14 protein-coding genes are annotated in these 16,688 nt (G+C 71.1%); 9 read left to right on the forward strand and 5 right to left on the reverse strand.

The genetic code is table 11. The annotated features are described in order from the left end of the window. Positions 1-18: 18 nt before the first annotated feature. Complete coding sequence (locus WA675_RS01115) at positions 19-1,134, reverse strand: metallophosphoesterase (protein ID WP_442945548.1); 1,116 nt, start codon at positions 1,132-1,134, stop codon at positions 19-21. 357 nt (positions 1,135-1,491) lie between these two features. On the opposite strand from WA675_RS01115, the gene WA675_RS01120 reads away from it, so the two are divergent. Further along, positions 1,492-2,592, forward strand: coding sequence for an alpha/beta hydrolase (locus WA675_RS01120; RefSeq protein ID WP_336081126.1), 1,101 nt, complete (start codon positions 1,492-1,494; stop codon positions 2,590-2,592). A gap of 90 nt (positions 2,593-2,682) precedes the next feature. On the opposite strand, the gene WA675_RS01125 is transcribed toward WA675_RS01120, so the two are convergent. From WA675_RS01125 to WA675_RS01135, 3 genes are read right to left on the reverse strand one after another with little or no spacing between them, the layout of a single operon-like run. Continuing rightward, complete coding sequence (locus tag WA675_RS01125) at positions 2,683-6,876, reverse strand: arabinosyltransferase domain-containing protein (RefSeq protein WP_336081128.1); 4,194 nt, start codon at positions 6,874-6,876, stop codon at positions 2,683-2,685. A 28-nt stretch (positions 6,877-6,904) separates the two neighbouring features. Then, positions 6,905-7,819: a serine hydrolase gene (locus tag WA675_RS01130; RefSeq protein WP_336081130.1), complete on the reverse strand. Its 915-nt coding sequence runs from the start codon at positions 7,817-7,819 to the stop codon at positions 6,905-6,907. Beyond that, positions 7,816-8,691 (reverse strand): LysR family transcriptional regulator, encoded by an 876-nt coding sequence (locus WA675_RS01135; protein WP_336081132.1) that lies wholly within the window; start codon positions 8,689-8,691, stop codon positions 7,816-7,818. Before WA675_RS01135 ends, WA675_RS01130 begins: the two co-directional genes overlap by 4 nt. A gap of 312 nt (positions 8,692-9,003) precedes the next feature. On the opposite strand from WA675_RS01135, the gene bla reads away from it, so the two are divergent. Further along, a complete protein-coding gene (gene bla / locus WA675_RS01140; RefSeq protein ID WP_336081829.1) occupies positions 9,004-9,900 on the forward strand; it encodes a class A beta-lactamase in 897 nt (298 codons plus the stop codon). A gap of 55 nt (positions 9,901-9,955) precedes the next feature. Here the strand turns inward: bla and WA675_RS01145 are convergent, their stop codons facing one another. Further along, positions 9,956-10,564: a TetR/AcrR family transcriptional regulator gene (locus WA675_RS01145; protein ID WP_336081133.1), complete on the reverse strand. Its 609-nt coding sequence runs from the start codon at positions 10,562-10,564 to the stop codon at positions 9,956-9,958. A 61-nt stretch (positions 10,565-10,625) separates the two neighbouring features. On the opposite strand from WA675_RS01145, the gene WA675_RS01150 reads away from it, so the two are divergent. From WA675_RS01150 to WA675_RS01180, 7 genes are all read left to right on the forward strand, one after another. Further along, a complete protein-coding gene (locus WA675_RS01150) occupies positions 10,626-11,033 on the forward strand; it encodes a RidA family protein (protein ID WP_336081134.1) in 408 nt (135 codons plus the stop codon). A gap of 366 nt (positions 11,034-11,399) precedes the next feature. Further along, positions 11,400-12,827 (forward strand): sensor histidine kinase, encoded by a 1,428-nt coding sequence (locus tag WA675_RS01155; protein ID WP_336081136.1) that lies wholly within the window; start codon positions 11,400-11,402, stop codon positions 12,825-12,827. Beyond that, the gene (locus WA675_RS01160) at positions 12,827-13,234 is read left to right on the forward strand and encodes a roadblock/LC7 domain-containing protein (RefSeq protein ID WP_336081137.1); all 408 of its coding nucleotides are present in this window, start codon (positions 12,827-12,829) and stop codon (positions 13,232-13,234) included. Before WA675_RS01155 ends, WA675_RS01160 begins: the two co-directional genes overlap by 1 nt. Further along, positions 13,231-13,575, forward strand: coding sequence for a DUF742 domain-containing protein (locus tag WA675_RS01165; protein ID WP_278263565.1), 345 nt, complete (start codon positions 13,231-13,233; stop codon positions 13,573-13,575). The genes WA675_RS01160 and WA675_RS01165 overlap by 4 nt, the downstream gene beginning before the upstream one ends. Continuing rightward, positions 13,556-14,170, forward strand: coding sequence for a GTP-binding protein (locus tag WA675_RS01170; protein ID WP_442945528.1), 615 nt, complete (start codon positions 13,556-13,558; stop codon positions 14,168-14,170). The genes WA675_RS01165 and WA675_RS01170 overlap by 20 nt, the downstream gene beginning before the upstream one ends. Beyond that, complete coding sequence (locus WA675_RS01175; RefSeq protein WP_336081139.1) at positions 14,167-15,420, forward strand: cytochrome P450; 1,254 nt, start codon at positions 14,167-14,169, stop codon at positions 15,418-15,420. Before WA675_RS01170 ends, WA675_RS01175 begins: the two co-directional genes overlap by 4 nt. Beyond that, on the forward strand, positions 15,417-16,640 hold the full coding sequence (locus WA675_RS01180; protein WP_336081141.1) for a cytochrome P450 family protein: 1,224 nt from the start codon (positions 15,417-15,419) through the stop codon (positions 16,638-16,640). Before WA675_RS01175 ends, WA675_RS01180 begins: the two co-directional genes overlap by 4 nt. The last annotated feature ends 48 nt before the right edge of the window (positions 16,641-16,688 follow it).

A 16,688-nucleotide genomic window follows, 5' to 3' on the forward strand; every position in this document is an offset into this window, starting at 1 on the left:
CCTGCCGCGTCGACGCGATCAGGCGGCCCGCTCCGGGTGCAGCACCAGGACGGTGATCTCGCTGGGGGCGAACACCCGCAGCTGCGGGCCCCAGAAGCCGGTGCCGCGGCTGGTGTAGAGCTGGGTGTGGCCCGCGTGCCTGCTCAGCCCGGCCACGACGGGCTGGTCGAGCCGGACCAGGTAGTGGAACGGCCAGATCTGCCCGCCGTGGGTGTGTCCGGAGATCTGGAGGGCCACGCCCGCCGCCGCGCTCTCGGCGATCTGCTTGGGCTGATGTGCCAGCAGCACGACCGGCAGGTCGGGGTCGGCCCCGGCCAGCGCGGCGGGTAGGTCGGGGCCGTGACCGGGCAGGCCGACGCCGGTCGGGTCGTCGATCCCGGCGATCACCAGGCGCGCGCCCTCGTGGGCGAGGGTGCGGTGCTCGTTGTGCAGGGGCTGCCAGCCGAGCGAGGCCATGTGGTCGATCCAGCCCTGGGCGTCACCGAAGTACTCGTGGTTGCCGGTGATGTAGAACCGGCCCAGCGGGGCGTCGACCTCGGCCAGCGGGTCGACCTGGGCGCGACGCTTGGCGACGGAACCGTCGGCCAGGTCACCGGCGTGGCAGGCGATATCGGGGTGCTGCGCGTTGACCACCTCGACCACCCGCTCCGACCAGCGACGCCGGTCCAGTGCCGCGAAGTGGGTGTCGGTGACGACCACCACGCGCAGGCCGTCCAGCTGCTCGGCCAGGCCGCGGATCGCCACGTCGACGGTGCGCACCCGCGGCACCCGGCGGGCCTCGTAGACACCCCAGCCGACCAGCGCGGCCGAGATCGTCAGCACGCCGATCGCCACGATCCGCGCGGCGGTCGCGCCGTCCACCCCGGCCACCGCCAGCGCGCCGCGCGCGAACACGCCGAGCACGAACCAGGAGAACACCACCCACAGCACCCCGAGCAGGGTGTCGCCGTAGATCACCGCCGGGTCGTTCTGCGCGGGGCCGTGGCCCAGGAACATCGCCACCGGCAGGGTGAGCATGCCCAGCACGCACAGGGCGGTGCCGGTCCAGAACAGGGGACCGGTGCCGCCGGTGGGTGCGGCGACCAGCGTCCACCACGGCAGCGCGAACAGCAGCGCGGGGATCAGCAGGAACATCGACAGGCGTAGCGCGAGCTTCACGGGGGTCCGTCCTTGGCAGGGCCGCCGGGGGTGTCGCGGCACGATCGACCACCCAGCCTAGCGGTCCGGCCGCCGCTGCCGGTCGGTGCGAATCCGCAGGCAGCGGCGGTGACGCGAAGCGGATTGGCCCGCAGCGCAATTGGCGGTGTTCCCCGGCTCGCCGGGCGCGCTATGCTGCCCGGCAGGATCCGCCCGCGCGACGACGGCGCTCGGCGGGTCGCGTGGGGAAGCGGCGAGGCCGCACGAACGAAAGGTCTGATCAGCATCATGCGTGGCGAAATTCGGGGAGGCGCGCAGGAGCGCCGGCACAGATCCGGACTGTCCCGGCGGACGATGATCGGCGCGGCGGTGGTCGCGCTGCTGCCGTGGGGCGCGGTGGCGGCGCCCGCGTCGGCCGATGCCGACCCCTCGGCGATCGACTTCCCGGTGGACTCGTCGATGGGCACCATCAACACCCGCATCATCCGCGCGGCCGACGGCAACACCGACCGCGTGGTGTACCTGCTCGACGGCGAACGCGCCGAGAACGACCTCAACGGCTGGGAGAAGCACACCACCATCCCGGCGCAGATGGCCAAGTTCAATATCAATGTGGTGATGCCGGTCGGCGGCCAGTCCAGCTTCTACGCCGACTGGGACCAGCCGAGCAGCTTCAACGGTGTCAATCCCGACGGGTCGATGCTGCCCAGCGCCGACTCCGGTTCGGCCATCGGCGGCTGGGAGGACACCCAGGGCAAGACCAACACCTATATGTGGGAAACCTTCATCACCGAGACCCTGCCGAACGCGCTGAAGTCGCGGCTGGGCTTCAGCGACAGCCGTAACGGCGTGGTCGGGCTGTCCAGCGGCGGCAGCGCGGCGCTGCTCATGGCGGCCTACCACCCCGAGCAGTTCACCTACGCCGGATCGCTGTCGGGCTACCTGCACATGTCCATGCCGGGCATGCGGGAGGCGCTGGCCGGGGCCATGATCGCCAGCGGCGGCTACAACATCGAGTCGATGGCGCCCGCGGGCAGCGAGAAGTGGAAGCGGATGGACCCGTACGGGTTCGCCGAGAAGCTGATCGCCAACAACACCCGTCTCTACATCTCCGCGGGCAGCGCCAAACCGGCCGACCAGGATCTGTCCTCGATCGACGCGATCACCCAGGGCATGCCGCTGGAGGCGATCGCGCTGGCCAACACCCGTTCGTTCGAGAAGCGGCTCACCGCACTGGAATACACGAACGTCACCTACGACTTCCCCGATATCGGCATCCACAACTGGGGCACCTGGGAGCAGGTCGCGATCCGGTTGATGCCGGATATGGCGCGCAATATCGGCAAGCCGCTGCCCGCCGGGGCGCCGCCCGCCGGTGGGGAGCCCCCAGCCGGTGCGCCGCCCGGGGGTGGGCCTGAGGGTGGCCAGCCGCCTGCGGGTGAACCGCCGAAGTAGGCTCTCGCACAACGAAACCGCCGCTACCTCGTGGGTAGCGGCGGTTTCTGCGTTGTGGGTGGCCGCCGCTCGCGGTGCGGCGGCTTCCGGTCACCTCGTTCTGATCGGGCCGGGAGTGGTCCAGCCCCAGCGTGATTCGGTGTGCGTGCCGATGTCCGCCGGTGGGGCGGCGACGTAGCGGGTCAGGCGCTGGAGTTCGCCCCAGTCGCGGGTCCAGTCCTCGGCCAGGTAGGCGGGGAGGGTGGTGGTCCGCATGAGCATGCCGGTCCAGCCGAGGGGGCCGCCGCCGGTGTCGCCCTGCCAGGTCTCGGAGACCTGCGCGTTGAGCTTGTCGGGGAGGATGCGCCAGATCGGCAGCTCGGCGACGCCGTCGCGGTGGTCGAACGGGCGCTGGCACGGGAAGGCCAGTCCCACATGCCAATCCGCCAGTACCGGGTCGGTGGTGCCGACCATGGTGTGCAGCGTCGAGAGCTTGGGCAGGCGCGGTGGGGTGACCGCCAGCCAGCGCATCGGATCGGGTTCTCCCGACTCGGCCATGAGCCGGACCGCGGTGGTGCCCTGTGGGATCCGGTCCAGGTCGACCGGCAGGTTCCGCCAGCCCGGTGCGCCGCCGACCGTCGGTGGGCTGAGTTCGCCCAGCGCGGTGACGGTTCCGTCCTCCGCCCGGTTCGCGAACTCGACCCGCAGCTGCTGCCCCGGCATCGGCGAGCCGTCGGGACCGGTTCCCTCGATCCGTCCCGCCACCGTGAGGATGAGCACGCGATAGGCCGGATTCTGCTGCGCGGCAGCGAGATCGAGACGGTACCACTGAGTGGTCAGCTGTGCTCGCTGTGGTGCGCCGGTCGAGTAGCTGCCCAGCACCGGGGTGCGTTCGGGGGCGAGGCCGAACGGGAGTGCGACGGTGCTGCCGTTGACGCCGGTCACCGCCGGGCCTCCGGCGCCCGGGGCGCCATTGCCGGGAGGGGCACCTCCTGGCGCAGACCCTGCGTCGCCGGGCGCGCCACCGGGGGGCGTGCCACTCCCACCAGGGGCTGCCCCACTCTGACCGCCCGGCGCTGTTCCACCGTTTCCGCCGGAGGCAGAGCCGCCTCCGTCAGGCGCGGTGCCGCCCGGTGAACCTGGCGCAGAGCCGCTCCCGGGACCGCTCGGTGCGGAGCCGCCGGGACCGCTGGGTGCGCCACCGCCGGGGCCGCCGGGTGCGGCGCCGCTGGTGCCGCTGGGTGCGCTGCCGCTGGGGCCGCTGGGTGTGCCACCGCCGGGGCCGCCGGGTGGGGCGCCGCCGGGTCCGCTGGGTGCGCCGCCGGGGGCCGGGCCGGAGCCTGATGGGGGTGCGGAGGTCTGGCCGGGGCCGGGGTCGGGCATGAGGCTGCCGACTCCGTTGGGGGTGAAACCGGTGTTCTCGGCGGCGAGTCCGTCGGCGACGGTGCCGGTGTAGGGGGTGAGGAGGGAGTCGGCGGTGTTGGTTTCGACCAGGACGTCGTTCGCCATGGCGCAACGATCGCCGGTGAGGGTGCGCAGGTTCGACAGGCCCACCGAGTAGGCGGGGTACTGCGAAACCATCGCGGTCGCCAGGGATCCCACTTCGAACAGCACCATTCCCGCCGCGGCGAGAGACAGGGCTGCGACCGCTGGCACGCGGGAAGACCGCACGGCAGAGCGAATCTCACTGCCGCCGCGAACACGATCGCTGGATTTGGTACCCGTGCTCTCGCCCGCGCCGGTAGCCAGTATCGATGTTGTCGGCTGGTTGTCCGCGTCTGTGTTCGCGGGATGGCTGGCTGATGGTTCGGGGGTCGTGAAACGGGTTGGGGTGGGGCGGTCCGGGGTGCGGTAGTACTGCCAGAGGGCGATGGCGGCCGTCAGTCCGGTGGCGGTCAGGAGCAGGGTCGAGACGGGGATGCCCGCGAGGGTGGGGGCGCGGTCGGGCCAGGGGACGCCGTAGCCGGAGACGTACCACCAGCCGTTGGAGCCGGTGAAGGTGATGGCCAGGAGGAAGAGGATGGCGGTGGTGAAGAGGGTGCGGAGGTAGCTGGGGCGGACGACGTGGCGGCTCAGGGCGACCGTGGTGACGGCCGCTAGGGCGCCCGCGAGACCGGCGTAGACGCCGAAGTGGTGGGTCCACTTGGTGGGGGTGAACATCATCAGCAGCAGGGCCAGCACGATGACGGCGAGCAGTCGGCCGACCGGGCCGCGTGCGGTGGCGGGGACGCGGCCGCCGCGGCGCACCGCGACGAGCACGCTGACCGCGAGACAGGCGAGCATGGCGAGGATGCCGAATCGGCGGGCCAGTGAGCCGTCGGGGTTCACCGACAGCAGCGAATCCCAGCGGGTGCGTTCCTCGAACCACGCCATATCGGGTCCGACGAGCTGGCGGACGCGGGTGGCCTCCCACACCGTCGCGAATGTCTGGTCCGCGAAGACGACCACCAGCACCAGGGTTCCGGCGGCGAGGATCGGCGCGACCACAGCCGCGTAGCCGAGCAGCCGCGCTCCCCAACCGCCGCCGGAGCCCCGCTCGATGCGGGAGCCCGGCCCGCCGCCGGAGGACTGTGTGTCGCCGGAGCCTGTCTCGGTGCCGGACCGCTGTGTGTCGCTGGAGCCTGTCTCGTTGCGGGAGCGCTGTCCACCGTCGGAGTTCGGCTGGGAGCCGGATGACGAAGCCGGGGTGGAGCCAGGGAAGAGGCGGGCGCGGGTGGCGATCGTGTGCAGGACGGGGCGGGCCCCGGCCAGGAGCGCGCCGACGCAGATCAGGCCGGTGGGGCCCGCGGCGAGGGAGAACGCGGCGACGAGGACGGCGATCGCCGCGGGGAGCAGGCGGCGGGTGGCGATGGCGCGTTCCATCGAGCACCAGGTGAGCAGGGCGCCCACGGCGATGAGCGGTTCGGGGCGCAGACCGTTGTTGTAGGGCAGCCAGATGGTGAGGAAGACCAGTGCGGCGGTCCAGCGTGCGACACGGTTCGAGGCGATACCGGAACCCAAGCGCGGCAGCACTTCCCGGCTCAGCAACAACCAGCACACCAGCCCCGCCAGCAGGGCGGGCAAGCGCATCCACAGGCCCGCGCCGCTGACGTGCGTCATCCAGGCCAGCACCTCGTACGGCCAGCCGAAGGGAGCCTCGGCGACCTGGAACCAGCGGTAGTAGTTGGCGGTGTACCCGGCCTCGCGGGCCGCGCGGGCCATGGTGAGGATGTAGCCGTCGTCGGAACTGTTGGCGCCGATCACATGCCAGACCACCAGCGTGCCCGCCACCACCGCGTCGAGCCCGGTGAGGCGCCACCACCGCGCGGGCAGCACCCGCCGGGAGCGCCGTCCGTCGCGGAGATCGCCGCGATGCAGGCAGATCAGCGCGATCACCGTGCACAGCAGCGCCCCGATGATCGCCGCGATCTTCCACCCGCTCGGGCTCGACGAGAACCGCGCATCGATCTCGGCGTGCAACCGGGCATCACCCATCCGCCCACGATCCAATTCGGTATAGACACCGACGATCTGCGGCCGCACATCCCCGTCGACAACGGTCCGCATCGGCGACCCGTCGTCCTTGGTCAGCCCGGTGATCTCCGCCGTCGTCCGCGTGGCCGTGGAAGTCACGGTGAATGCCACGCATCCCGCGTCCGGACCGGTACCAGCCGGAGACCCATCGCTGGGTGCGCGGTCACCGGTGGGTGCGGCGCCGGGTGGCGGGGCTGTCGGCTGTCCGCCGGGGGGAGCGGCCGACGGGCCGCTGGACGGCGGAAGTCCGGAGCCATCGGGCGAAGGCGCTCCGGAAGGACCGCCAGGTGGTGGGGCGCCCGGTCCGGCTGGGGCACCGGTGGGTGGGGCGCCGGGGCCGGTGGCGCCCGGCGGTGATCCCGCTGAGGGGCCGCCTGGTCTACTCGAGTCCGAACCCGCTGTCGCGCTGATGATCTCGGACATCGGCACGCTCAGCAGCAGGCGGTCGCGCAGGACCACCGCCAGGGTGCGTCCGGCCTCCGGGCGATCCTCGATCCGGGCGACGAGCCCCTTGGAGCCCGCGCGGGGTGCCTGGGGCGGCACGGTGGCGAGGACGGTGCCGCCGGTCAGATCACGCAGGGCGGTGCAGGGGATGCTCACATCCAGGGACAGGGGGACGTAGTCCACCAGGGGGGCGCTGAGTTGCAGCGACTGTGGCTGGGGCCAGTCCAGGCTCGCGCGGTGTTGCTGGACCGGAAGCAGCGGGACGAGAACCGCCAGCAACACTCCGAGCACCCCCGCCGCGATGCCGATCACTTTTACACGGCCGGAGCCGGAAGAATCTGCATGCACGGAAGTCGATGCTAGCGAGGGCGTCCGGTCAGCGGGGACGGCGCAGCTCGGTGACCGCGATCCGGGCCGCCTCACCGATGGCGGCATCGACCACCGGCAGTATCGGATCGGCGCGGGCCGCGCGCGTGAACACCGCGACCGCCACCGGGATCTCGTCGGGGAACTCGACCACCGCCACCTCGTTGCGGATGACCCCGATGGTGCCGGTCTTGCCCGCCACCACGACCCCGCGATGCGGGAATCCGGCGGCGATGCGGTGCGGCCAGACCTGCTTGCTCATCACCGAGCGCACGAAAGCGGTGCTGCCGGTGGACAAGACGCGCCCCGACCACAGGGCTTCGAGGAGCGCGGTCATCTCCGCGGGGGTGGTCGCGCTGGCGTAGGCGGGGTCGTAGGCGGAGACGGTCCAGGCCTCGTCGGTGTCGGCCAGGGCCGCGAACGCCGCGGCGACGCTGGGGGTGTCGGTCTCGCGGACCAGGCTGCGGTGCAGGTCGGCGGTGCCGCCGACGACGCGGGTGCCGGGCAGGCCGAGTTCGGTGACCAGTGCCGCGATCGCGGCGGGCCCGATCTCCCCGAGCAGGACATCGGCGGCGGCATTATCCGAGACGGTCATCATCGAGGTGGCCAGGTCGCGGCGGCTCAGCGTGATCGGGTCGTGCAGGGCGGCGAGGCCGGTGGGGCCGGGGGTGCAGTGGGCGGGGTCGACGGTGAGCCGGGCGGCGGGATCGAGGACGCCTTCGTCGACCTGTCGGCAGAACGCCACCAGCAGGAGCAATTTATAGACCGAGGCGGTGACCACCCGATCGCGTCCACCGACGCAGACCTCGGCAGGGGAGTCGTCGCAGCGGCGGGCGTGCAGCCAGCCGCTGCACCCCGCATCGGCGAAGACTTCTCGAATACGTTGGACAACAGAGGCATCCGCGTCGGGAATTCTTCGACTCACCGCAGTCTTTCCCGGTGCAGGACCCTGTCGACCGATTCGACGTGCGAGGCGGCATCGGCCCGGCGGATCACCCGGACCCGCAGCGCCACCGACTGGGCCGCCAGCGTCAACCACGCCACGCCCGGCGTCGGGGTGGGCGGAGTGGCGATGACGCCGAAACTCGTGCCCGCGGCCACTGCCGCCAGCACCGCCCGATCGTCGGGCGCGGCGAGAACCGGTGTGTCCAGACCCCGTTCGCGCAGCAGGTCCACCACGGCGTCGAAGGCCGGGGGATTGGCCGAGCGGGGCGGATGCGCGAAATGCAGTCCGGCCAGCATGGAGAAGATCGGCCGCTCGGTGGTGGTGCTGCGATGCCCGGCGGGAACCACCAGCCATCGCGGCAGCTTGACCACCGGCCCCGCCTCCACCCCGTCCACCAGGGCCGGATGCTCGACCACCGCCACATCGCAGACCCCGGCCCGCACCTCGGCGATCAGGTCAACCGTCGCGCCGAGCGTGGTCGACACGGTCGTCTCGGTGCTGCGCAGTGCGGTAACACAGGCGGTGACGAGCCGGGCGGGCAGCGCCGTCGTGGCTGCGAACCGCACCGTCCCGCTGCGCCGGGCGATGCGCTGGGACTCGGCCAGCAGGCGGTCGGCATCGTCGACGAGCAGCCGGGCGCGCGGCAGCAATTGCCTGCCGGCCGGGGTAAGTCGCGCGCCCCTGCTGGTGCGGTGGATGAGTTCGACCTCGAGATGCTGTTCCAGCCTGCGCAAGCCCTGGGACAGGGGCGGTTGGGTCATGTCCAGGGCCGCGGCCGCCCGCCCGAAGTGGCCCTCGTCGGCGACCGCGACAAAGAACCGGAGATGGCGGAGCAGGTCCATGACGGCCATTGAACCAGCGTCACGGCGGGGGAATCGGCGGATCGGTCGCCACCGACCACCCCGGTGTGCGTCCGCACGCGGCGCCACCTGCGCCAATGTCGGGTTCGATCCGGCCGCGCCGTGTACCGCTACCGGCGGGCTCGGGTACGCGGCGTGCCGATCGGTTCGAGGTGGCCTGCGCGGGAGAGATGACCGGACGCGGGGGCGACGCGCCACCTGCGCCGATATCGAAGGCGACTCGCCCGCCCGGCGTGCCGGTATTGGCCGCGGCCCGGTGCCGGGTGATCTGCTGCGGCCGTGACTTCCTCCACCTCGCATCGGATGCATCGATACCTCGCGGCTGTGGTTCTGGCGTCGGCCGTGACAGCCTGTTCGGCCGAACCCGCTCCGGCGCCGAGCACGACCGCACCCTCGGCGGCCGCCGGTGCCGCTCCCGTCAGCCAGCTCTTCGCGGATCTCGAGGCGAAATATGGGGCCCGCCTGGGCCTCTCGGTGATCGATACCGCCGATGATCGCGCTGTCGCCCACCGCGAGAACGAACGCTTCCCGATCGCCTCCACGTTCAAAGGCATCGCCTGTGGTGCCCTGCTCCAGGCGCATCCGCTCGCCACCGGGTACTTCGACCGTGTCATCCGCTACACCGCCGCCGATCTCGTCGACTACTCACCGGAAACCGAACAGCACGTCGACACCGGGATGACCGTGGCGGAGCTCTGCGCCGCCGCCATCACCCTGTCCGACAACACCGCGGGCAATCTGCTGCTGCGCGAACTCGGTGGGCCCGCCGGTTTCACCGCGTTCGTCCGGACCCTCGGTGACACCGTCACCCGGCTGGACCGCTGGGAAACCGACCTCAATACCGCCCTCCCCGGCGACGACCGCGACACCACCACCCCCGCCGCGCTGGCCGCCGACTACCGCGCCCTGCTCCTCGGCCCGGCGCTCGCCGAACCCGAACGCGCGCAGCTCACCACCTGGTTGCTGGCCAATACCACCGGCGCCGAACGCATCCGGGCGGGACTGCCCACCGACTGGAAGGTCGGCGACAAGACCGGAACTCCCGCCTACGGTTCCGCTCTGGACGTCGCCATCGCCTGGCCACCCGGCCGCGCCCCGCTGATTCTCGCGGTGCTGTCCACCAAATCCGAGCAGGACGCCGAACCTTCCAACGCCCTGCTCGCCGATGCCACGAGAGTCGCTGTGGCACAGCTCAGCTGACGCGCGGCGTCCAGCGGCACGGCTCAACAGAGTCGCCGCGTCGAGCGGCACGAACTCAGCTGACCTGCCACCCCGCACTCACCGATCGCGCACACGTCTGCGGATCATCCCCAGCCGCAACGAATAGTGCGGTGAGCAAAGGGATTCCGTTCGCGAGCAGCTCCCGGGGCAGGGGCCCGGTGGCGACGAGCCCGGCCAGTCCGTGCCCGATCGTCCAGCTCTGCGTCGCCAGCTCGAGCGGATCGATATCGGCCCGGAAGCGACCGAGACCGCGGGCTGACGCGGCGGCGGTGACCAGCCGCTCCAGGGTGGCATCGGCGGCCGCCGCGTCCTCGAGATCGAAGCCGGGATCGAACATCACCCGGTACAGGTGTGGTTCGGCGAGCGCGTGGGCGAGGTAGGCGCTGCCGAGCGCGGCCAGGTCACGCACCGGGTCCTCGGTGACCGGCACCTGGTCCAGACGGGCGGCCAGGCGGGTGAACCCCTCCTGGCGCACCGCGCGCCACAATCCGTCCATACCGTCGAAGTAGGTGTAAACGGCCATGGTCGACACCTCGGTACCCGCCACCAGCCCGCGCAGCGTGACCGGTGCGCGCTCGCGCAGCAACTGCGCCGCACGGTCGATCAGCATCGAGCGCACGGCGGGATTCCTCGTCCTCGCCATGGACTCAGATTACATATCATTGCTATGTTATGAAAAAGGCCACGAGAGATCGGGAGAGATCATGACGGTGGAACTGCTGAATCCGGACGGACTGCCCCAGCCGGAGGTGTACCGGCAGATGTCGATCGCGACGGGCTCGCGGCTGGTCTTCCTGGCCGGGCAGGTCGCCCGTGACGGCGACGGAAACCCGGTCGGCGCCGGGGATTTCGCCGCACAGGTGGAGCAGGCGTACCTCAATATCGGAACCGCGCTGGCCGCGGTGGGCGGCAGTTTCGACGATGTCGCGAAGCTGACCGTCTACGTCGTCGACTGGGGTCCGGACAAGTTCCCGCTGCTCGGCGAGGGCGTGGCGCGGGCGGCGGCCAAGCTCGGGGTCGACCCGGTCAAGCCGATCACCCTGCTGGGCGTCACCGCGCTGGGCGAACCGGACCTGCTCGTCGAGGTCGAGGCCACCGCGGTCTTGGACTGATCAGGACACGCCCGCGCGCCGGACACCGCTATTGGCGGGCCCGGTTCCGTCGTGACACTTTTCCGGTGCCCGGACAATCGGAACCTGTTGCAGTGGCGGAAATTCCCGCAGCCCTCGGTGGGACCATTCCCGGCATGTCACCGCCGTTGCTGGAAAGGATGTTTCGGCACGTTCGATTTTTCGAAGTCGTCGGTGCCGTCACTGGAATGAGCATCGCGGACGGCCACCGCGTCAAGTGTGTGCGAACACATAGTGAACCGGCCTCGTCCGAGTGGCAGGCGGGGCGGGGGCTCGATATGCTCGCATGCACTATCTGAACGGGCTGTCGTGCCGCGTGATTGGTTCGAGATTGGCGGTTGGGGGCCTGTGAATACTGCGGAAGTCGCGTCGATGGCGCATGTGCCGGAACCGGTGGCCGAATCCGGCCGCGACGGTGCCGGACAGACCGCACCCGTGGTGTTCGGCGCCGGGCTGGTCCTGGTGGTGATCGCCGTCGTGACGGCGATTTTCGCACCCGTCGCCATTGGCATCCCGGTGCTGGCCGGGGTGGTCGCCGCGGTGCTCATCGGCTGTCCCGCGATCTTCCTCACCCTGCGCGCTCGGGCCCAGGCCCGGATCAGCGCGGCCGCCGCCGAGCACGCCGAACGTGAATTGGCCCGCGTCGTCGCCGAATCGGCGCAGCGCGTCGCCCAGGCCGAGGAGCACACCGCCGCTTTCGCCTGGGAGGCGCAGGAGAACGGCCGCCGGGGCGCCGCCGCCCTGGCCGCCTTCGCGGGCGCCGCGGGCCGCATCCAGGCCATGACCACCTCCATGCTGGCCGAACTGCGCGAGATGGAACACCGCCACGCCGACCCGCGCGTGCTCACCGACCTGCTCCACATCGACCACCGCACCGCCCAGACCGGCCGCCTCGCGGACAGCATCGCCGTGCTCAGCGGCGCCCGCACCGGCCGCCGCTGGGCCAAACCGATTGCGATGGAGTCCATCCTGCGCGGCGCGATGGGCCGGGTCGCGGGCTATCAGCGCGTGCGGCTGCGCGCTGTCGCCGAGGTCGGCGTCGCCGGGCACGCCGCCGAGGGCGTCATGCATACCCTGGCCGAATTGCTCGACAACGCCTGCAACTTCTCCCCGCCCACCACCGAGGTGCACGTCTACGCGGCGGAAGTGCCCGCGGGCGTGGTGATCACGATCGAGGACAGCGGTCTGGTGATGAGCGAATCGGCGCTGCGCCGCGCCGAAGCCGCCGTCTCGGGCCGCGATCACAAGGGCAAGGGCGTGGACCTGGCCTCGCTGTCGGGCACCCGGCTCGGGCTGGCCGTGGTCGGCAATCTCGCCCGCAAACACGAGCTGACCGTGTCCTACCGGCCCTCGGCCATCGGCGGCACGGCCGTTGTGGTGGTGGTCCCGCGCGAACTCACCGCGCGCGCCGAACGCCGCGGCACCGGCCTGCTGGCCACCCCGACCCCGCGCCCGGTGGAACCGCCGCGCCCGGTCGAGGCGCCGCGTCCCGATCTCGGCCGCTACGACGCACCGATCCCGCGCGCCCAGCACGCCCGGCCCGCCGACGAGTACGGCAGGTCCGAGACCACCGGCCAGCACGCGCTGCCGACCGCGGACTCCTCGCCCTCGCTGCCGAAACGACGCCGGGGCAGCACCCTGGCCCAGGTCCATCCCGAAGGTCTGGCCACGCCACCGGCCGTCGAATCCGCGCCGACGAAGCCTGCGGCACTGGGCGCCTTCCAACGTTCCGCGCCGGGCCGCCGCCACGCTGCCCCCGACTCCACGGAGGACTGATGACCACCGCATCCACCAACCTCGGCTGGTTGCTCGAGAAACTGCTCGCCCGCACCCCACGCGCCAGGCACGCCCTGCTGCTCTCCGGTGACGGGCTCAAGATCTGCCACACCCCCGAACTCGATGTCGACCGCGCCGACCAGTTGGCCGCCATCGCCGCCGGATTCCAGAGCCTGTCGCACGGGGCTTCCGTCGAGTTCGGTGACGGGCGTGGCGGTGTCCGCCAGTCGATGACCGAGTTCTACGGCGGCATCCTGTTCGTGATCGAGGCGGGCCGGGGCGCGCACTTAGCCGTGGTCGCCGCCGAGGACGCCGACGCGGGCCTGGTCGGGCACACCATGCACGAGCTGGTCGAACAGCTGGGCGAGCATATGGCGGCCCAACCGAGACGGGTGGTGCCGAGTTGACCAGGGCGCTGCGCGACGACGATCCCGACCGGTTCTACACGCTGACCGGCGGCCGCGCCCCGGCCACCGAGGACTTCGACCTGGTCACCCTGGTGGTCAGCGAATCGGCGCCCTCGGCGGGGATGACCTCCGAGCAGGTGGCCATCCTGCGGATGTGCCGGGCGCCCACCGCGGTGGTGGAGATCGCCGCCGAACTGCGCCTGCCCGTCGGGGTCGCCACCGTGGTGCTCTCGGATCTGCTGCACGCGGGCAAGATCACCGTCCGCCCTCCGCTGTCGGCAGCCATGACGCTGGATCTCTCCACCCTCGAGAAGGTGCTCGTTGGACTTCGCAAACTCTGATCTCGCGCCCGAACGCGCGCAGGCACCGCTGGAGGGCACGGTCAAGCACGGCCTGAAGATCGTGGTGATCGGCGGCTTCGGGGTCGGCAAGACGACGCTGGTGCGTTCGGTCAGCGAGATCAGGCCGCTCGACACCGAGGCCACGATGACCGACGTCGGCGTGGGCGTCGACGACGCCGAGAGCGTGCCCGGCAAGTCGACCACCACCGTGGCCTTCGACTTCGGCCGCATCTCCCTCGACGGCGAGCATGTGCTGTATCTGTTCGGCGCGCCGGGGCAGCAGCGATTCTGGTTCCTGTGGGACCGGCTGTTCACCGGCGCGCTCGGCGCGATCGTGCTGGTCGACCAGCGGCGCATCGCCGACTCCTGGTACGCGATCGACCGCCTGGAACACCAGGGCACCCCGTTCGTGGTGGCCTGCAACGACTTCGGTGACTCGCACGCCCCCGAAGCCGTGCGCGACGCGCTGGATCTGGATCCGGCGGTGCCGCTGCTGATGTGTGACGCGCGCTCGCGCGAATCGAGCAAACAGGTCCTGATCGCCCTGGTCGAGCACCTGTATTCCGCTGTCGGGCAGGGGGAATCCGTTTCATGAGCACTCCGGCGGGCGCGTGCCCGGTTACCGGCGCCGTCCCGTTGAGCGGCCCGGAATTCCATATCGAACCGCACGAGGTCTACCGCAGGATGCGCCGCGAGCACGGCCCCGTGGTGGCGGTCGAGCTGCCCGGTGGGTTCCCGGCCTGGCTGATCATCGGCTATCGCGAACTGCATCAGGTGACCAGCGATCCGCTGCTGTTCCCGCGCGATGTCTCGCTGTGGAACCAGTGGGGCCGGGTGCCCGAGGACTGGCCGCTGTTGCCCATGGTGGGCAGGCCGATGCCGTCGATCTACTTCACCGCCGGTGCCGAGCATCGCCGTCATCTGGCCATGGTGGAACCCGCCCTGGACGCGGTGGACCACTTCGAATTGCGCCGGGCCTGTGAGGAACTCGCCGACCGGCTCGTCGACGGCTTCTGCGGGCGCGGCCACGCCGACCTGGTAGCCGAGTTCGCCGAACCGCTGCCGGTGCTGGCGCTGGGCCGCATTCTCGGCCTGCCCGACTCCGACGCCGCCGATCTGGCCGCCACCATGAAGGCCCTCGCCGACGGCGGCGCCGACGCCCAGGACGGGCACGTCCGCTTCGGCGAGCACATGGCCCGGCTGCTGATGAGCAAGAAGGCCAGGCCCGGCGGCGATCTCACCTCGCTCATGCTCGCCGATCCCGAGCCGTTCACCGACGAGGAATACATCAACGACCTGATGGCGATCACCGCCGCCGGTCACCTCACCACCGCCGACTGGCTGGGCAGCTCGATGCGGCTGATGCTCACCGACGACCGTTTCGCCGCGGCGCTGGGCGGCGGCAGGCGCAGCGTCGGCCAGGCGATGAACGAGGTGCTCTGGGAAGAGGGCCCCACCTCGATCCTGGCCGGGCGCTGGGCCGCCCGCGACACCCGCCTGGGCGATCAGACCATCCGCGCGGGCGACATGCTGCTGCTGGGGCTGGCCGCGGCCAACCTCGACCCGCACATCCGCCAGTCGTTCACCGACGGCGACACGGTGCCCACCGGCAACAACGCGCACTTCGCGTTCAGCTACGGCGAATACCGCTGCCCGTTCCCGGCGCAGCAGATCGCCGAGATCATCGCCAGGACCGGGATCGAGGTGCTGCTCGACCGGCTCCCCGATGTCGACCTGGCGGTCCCCGCCGACCAATTGACCCGGCGTCCTTCGGCTTTCCTTCGGGGCATGACCGCACTGCCCGTTCGTTTCACACCAGTTCGACCCGTCGGAGGTTCGTCGTGAGTTCCCAATGCCCGTTCGCCATCGACCCCATGGTCGGTGACCTCGACGGAGAAACCGCCCGACTCCGCGCGCAGGGCCCGATCACCCGCATCGATCTGCTCGGCGTGCCCGCCTGGACCGTCACCGACCACGCCACCGCCCGCAAACTGACCACCGACCCGCGCCTGATCAAGGACATCAACGCCTGGAAGCTCTACACCGACGGCGTGGTGACCAACCAGTGGCCGCTGATCGGCATGGTCGACGTGGACCGCTCCATGTTCAATGTCGACGGCGCCGAGCACCGCCGCCTGCGCCTCAAGACCGCGCAGGCGCTCGCCCCGCGCCGACTCGAGGAGCTGCGCCCGGTGATCGAGGCGCTCACCGCCGAACTGCTCGACGATCTCGCCGCCGCCGGCGCCGACGGCACGCCGGTGGACCTCAAGCAGGTTTTCGCCTACCCGCTGCCGATGCGGGTGGTCGGCGACCTGATGGGCGTCGCCCGCGAAGACCACGCCCAGCTGCTGGACTGGTACAAGAAGTTCTTCTCGGTGATGACCCCGCAGGACGAGCGTCTGCGCGTGATCGGCGAGCTGGACGTGTATTTCACCGACCAGGTGAAGCAGAAGATCGCGAACCCGGGCGACGATCTCACCTCGGCCTTCGTCGTGGCCGACGAGGAGGGCGGCGCGGCGCTGTCCGAGGAGGAGGCGATCGGCAATATCAAGGCCCTCGTCGCCGCCGGGCACGAGACCACCGTGAGCCTGATCGTCAACACCGTGCGCGCGCTGCTGGGCCAGCCCGAGCAGCTGGCCAAGGTGCTGGCCGGGGACGTGGAGTGGAAGCAGGTGATCGAGGAGTCGCTGCGCTGGGACGGCCCGGTCTCGCACCTGCTGATGCGCTTCGCCACCGAGGACATCACCGTGGGCGACACCGTGATCGAGAAGGGCGAGGGCGTGGTGATGTCGTACCGCGCGATCGGGCGCGACAATGCCGTGCACGGCGAGACCGCCGACGAGTTCGACGTCACCCGCGCGACCGCCAACCGCCACCTGGCCTTCGGCTACGGCCCGCACATCTGCCCCGGCGCTGCGCTGTCGCGGCTGGAGGCGGCCATCGCGCTGCCCGCGCTGTTCGAGCGCTTCCCCGAGCTGAAGCTCGCGGTGCCCGACAGCGAGCTCGGCAATCTGCCGGTGCTCACCCAGAACGATCTGGCCGCGCTGCCGATCATCCTGAACTGACCGGCGTCGCGTCGCGCCCGGCGAAAACCCGCCGGGCGCGACGCTCAA

The sequence above is a fragment of the Nocardia sp. SSK8 genome (assembly GCF_037034205.1).
Classification (GTDB): Bacteria; Actinomycetota; Actinomycetes; order Mycobacteriales; family Mycobacteriaceae; genus Nocardia.